Annotated in this window: 2 protein-coding genes; one reads left to right on the top strand and one right to left on the bottom strand. The window is 60.7% G+C overall.

The features are described 5' to 3' along the window. Nucleotides 1–95 precede the first annotated feature (95 nt). Nucleotides 96–533: a YkgJ family cysteine cluster protein gene (locus tag DBR24_RS05120; protein WP_007961740.1), complete on the bottom strand. Its 438-nt coding sequence runs from the start codon at nucleotides 531–533 to the stop codon at nucleotides 96–98. A 260-nt stretch (nucleotides 534–793) separates the two neighbouring features. Between DBR24_RS05120 and DBR24_RS05115 the strand changes: the two genes are divergently transcribed. Further along, nucleotides 794–3244 (top strand): glycogen/starch/alpha-glucan phosphorylase, encoded by a 2451-nt coding sequence (locus DBR24_RS05115; RefSeq protein WP_123470669.1) that lies wholly within the window; start codon nucleotides 794–796, stop codon nucleotides 3242–3244. Nucleotides 3245–3328 lie beyond the last annotated feature (84 nt).

Raw genomic sequence — 3328 nt, 5'->3', positions numbered from 1 at the left:
CATAATCGACTGGATTTTTCAGGTCGACGTATAGCGCCAGACACCTCGGTTGGCCCCCTCTCCCTCCGGGAGAGGGCTGGGGTGAGGGTTGGCTTTTAGAACTTCTCGATCGACCGCGAATTCTGCACCCGCTCGACTTCTTTCGGCTTGTACGCGCAATACCCCGGACGCGGGCCGATTTTCGGGTGGTTGCGGCAGGTGTCCGGGCGCTTGTCATAAATGGTGCACAGGCGGCTCTTACGATCCAGGTAGTAGCAATCGTTGTTGCTCATGCGCTGCAGGGTGAAGATCCCCGACTTCTGGTTGAAGCGCTCGACCAGCCCTTCCTTTTGCAGGCGCTTGGCGATGTTCTTCGGTGGATCGCCCAGCTCGAACTCGTCGACCACGCCGATGCGCACCAGGTCCTTGATCTTGACCTCGACCGGCAGCGTGCAGCAGCTGGAGACACAAGAGCCGCACATCGGGGCCGAATATTTGGCCCACGTATCGAGACGGTCGATCTCGGCGGCGGCAATCAGGTTGGGCTTCATCATCGGGAGTTACCAGGCGTGTATGCATCAGGGCGCGCGATCATACCGGGACTGGTGGATTTTTGAACAACCTTTCGCCAGATTTTTTCTACAGACAGGCCGGCGGCCGGACAATTCGGCACAACCCCTGCATTCATTAGCCCACTCGCCAAGGTTATGTCGGGCTATCTCACCGTCTTCGGAAATACTGCAGAACCTGCGCCTCTACCGTCGGTCAGACCGTCTAGGCTCAGACAATTCCCCGCTCGCTCGAGGTCCTATCGATGACTCAAGAACCACTAGTTCGCGAAGCAGAGGTGGCCGCATTCCGCGACGCCGTCCTGACCAAGCTCACCTATGCAGTGGGCAAAGACCCGGATCACGCCTTTGACCATGACTGGTTCGAGGCCATTGCCCTGGCGGCCCGCGACCACATGGTCGAACACTGGATGGACCACACCCGGCAGATTTACCGCAAAGGCCAGAAGCGGGTGTATTACCTCTCGCTGGAATTTCTCATCGGCCGTTTGCTCTACGACAGCCTGAGCAACCTTGGCCTGCTCGATGTCGCCCGTGAAGCGCTGACTGAGCTCGGTGTCGATCTGGAGCGGATTCGCCTGCTTGAGCCGGATGCGGCACTCGGCAACGGCGGCCTCGGCCGGCTGGCGGCGTGCTTCATGGAAAGCATGTCGACCCTCGGCATCGCCGGGCATGGCTACGGCATTCGCTATGAACACGGTTTGTTCCGTCAGGCCATCGTCGATGGCTGGCAGCAGGAGCAGACCGAACACTGGCTGGATTTCGGCAACCCGTGGGAGTTCGAGCGTCCGGAAGTGGTGTACAGCATCGGCTTCGGCGGCAGTGTCGAAACCGTCACCGATGCCAGCGGCAAGACCAGACAGGTCTGGTCGCCAGCGGAAACGGTACGCGCGATTGCCTACGACACACCGGTAGTCGGCTGGCGCGGGGCGAGCGTCAATACCCTGCGCCTGTGGCGCGCACGCGCCATGGAAGACCTGCACCTGGAGCGCTTCAACGCCGGTGACCACTTGGGTGCGGTTGCTGAAGTCGCCCGGGCTGAAAGTATCTCCCGCGTGCTCTACCCGGCGGACAGCACCGAAGCGGGGCAGGAGCTGCGCCTGCGTCAGGAGTACTTCTTTGTCGCCGCCTCCCTGCAGGACTTGCTGCGTCGTCATCGCAACATGCACACCTCGGTGCTGACCCTGGGCGATCACGCAGCGATTCAGCTCAACGACACGCACCCCTCGATTGCTGTCGCCGAACTGATGCGCCAACTGGTCGATGTCTACGACGTGGCCTGGGATGCGGCATGGCAAGTCACCGTCGACACGCTGTCGTACACCAACCACACACTGCTGCCGGAAGCGCTGGAAACCTGGCCGGTCGGCCTGATGGAGCGCATGCTGCCGCGGCACATGCAGATCATCTACCTGATCAATGCCCAGCACATCGACTCGCTGCGAGCCAAGGGCATTCACGATTTCGACGTGCTGCGCGCAGTGTCGCTGATCGAAGAGGACAACGGTCGCCGGGTGCGCATGGGCAACCTCGCGTTTCTCGGTTCGCACAGCGTCAACGGCGTGTCCGGGCTGCACACGCAGTTGATGCGCAAGACCGTATTCGCCGAACTGCACAAGCTTTATCCCGAGCGGATCAACAACAAAACCAACGGCATCACCTTCCGCCGCTGGTTGTTCCAGGCCAACTCCGAGCTGACCTCGATGCTGGTCGACGCACTCGGTCCGGAGGTTCTCGATAATCCCGAAGAGCGCCTGCTCGACCTCGAACCGTTCGCCGAGAAAACCGCGTTCCGCAAAGCCTTCGCCGAGCAACGCCTGCACAGCAAGAAAGCCTTGGCCTATCTGATTCACGAGCGGTTGGGCATCGCGGTCAATCCGGCAGCGATGTTCGACGTGCAGGTCAAACGGATCCACGAATACAAGCGCCAGTTGCTCAACCTGATGCACACCGTGGCGCTGTATCAGGCGATTCGTGCCGAGCCCGAAGTCGATTGGGTGCCGCGGGTGAAGATCTTCGCCGGCAAGGCGGCCGCGAGTTATCACCAGGCCAAATTGATCATCAAGCTGACCAACGACATCGCCCGTGTCGTCAACAATGACCCGACGGTGCGCGGCTTGCTGAAAGTGGTGTTTTTGCCCAACTACAACGTCAGCCTGGCCGAGAGCATCATTCCGGCGGCGGACTTGTCCGAGCAGATTTCCACGGCCGGTTTCGAAGCGTCGGGCACCAGCAACATGAAGTTCGGCCTCAACGGCGCGCTGACCATCGGTACCCTCGACGGCGCCAACGTGGAAATGTGCGAACGCATCGGTGCCGAGCACATGTTCATCTTCGGCCTCAGTGCGCAGCAGGTTGAAGCGCGCAAACAGAACCACGAGTTCAGTGCGGCGCCGGACATTGCCGCGTCGCATCGTTTGAGCGACGTGCTGCAAGCGATCCGCAGCGGCGTGTTCTCGCCGGATGACACCTCACGCTACACCGGGCTGATCGACTCGCTGGTGGACTACGACCGCTTCCTGGTCTGTGCCGACTTCGATTCCTATTGGGAAGCGCAGAAACGCGTTGAAGCGCACTGGCATGACAGCAACAACTGGTGGCGTTCGGCGGTGCTCAACACCGCGCGGATGGGCTGGTTCTCTTCCGATCGGACGATTCGCGAGTACGCCACGGATATCTGGAAAGCGCTGGAGTAACTTTTCACCCGGCTCGATATAATCGGCGCGCCGGAAAAGATCGCAGCCTTCGGCAGCTCCTGCACAGGTGTTCACATAACCCTG

It is taken from the genome of Pseudomonas sp. HMWF006 (assembly GCF_003061205.1).
GTDB lineage: Bacteria > Pseudomonadota > Gammaproteobacteria > Pseudomonadales > Pseudomonadaceae > Aquipseudomonas > Aquipseudomonas monsensis.
The sequence above is the reverse complement of the archived record's forward strand: the minus strand, read 5'-3'. Positions and strand labels throughout refer to the sequence as shown.

What these genes read in the sequence shown, in the direction of transcription:
- DBR24_RS05120 (WP_007961740.1), bottom strand. Translation starts at nt 533, where the DNA reads ATGATGAAGCCCAACCTGATTGCCGCCGCCGAGATCGACCGTCTCGAT.
- DBR24_RS05115 (WP_123470669.1), top strand. Translation starts at nt 794, where the DNA reads ATGACTCAAGAACCACTAGTTCGCGAAGCAGAGGTGGCCGCATTCCGC.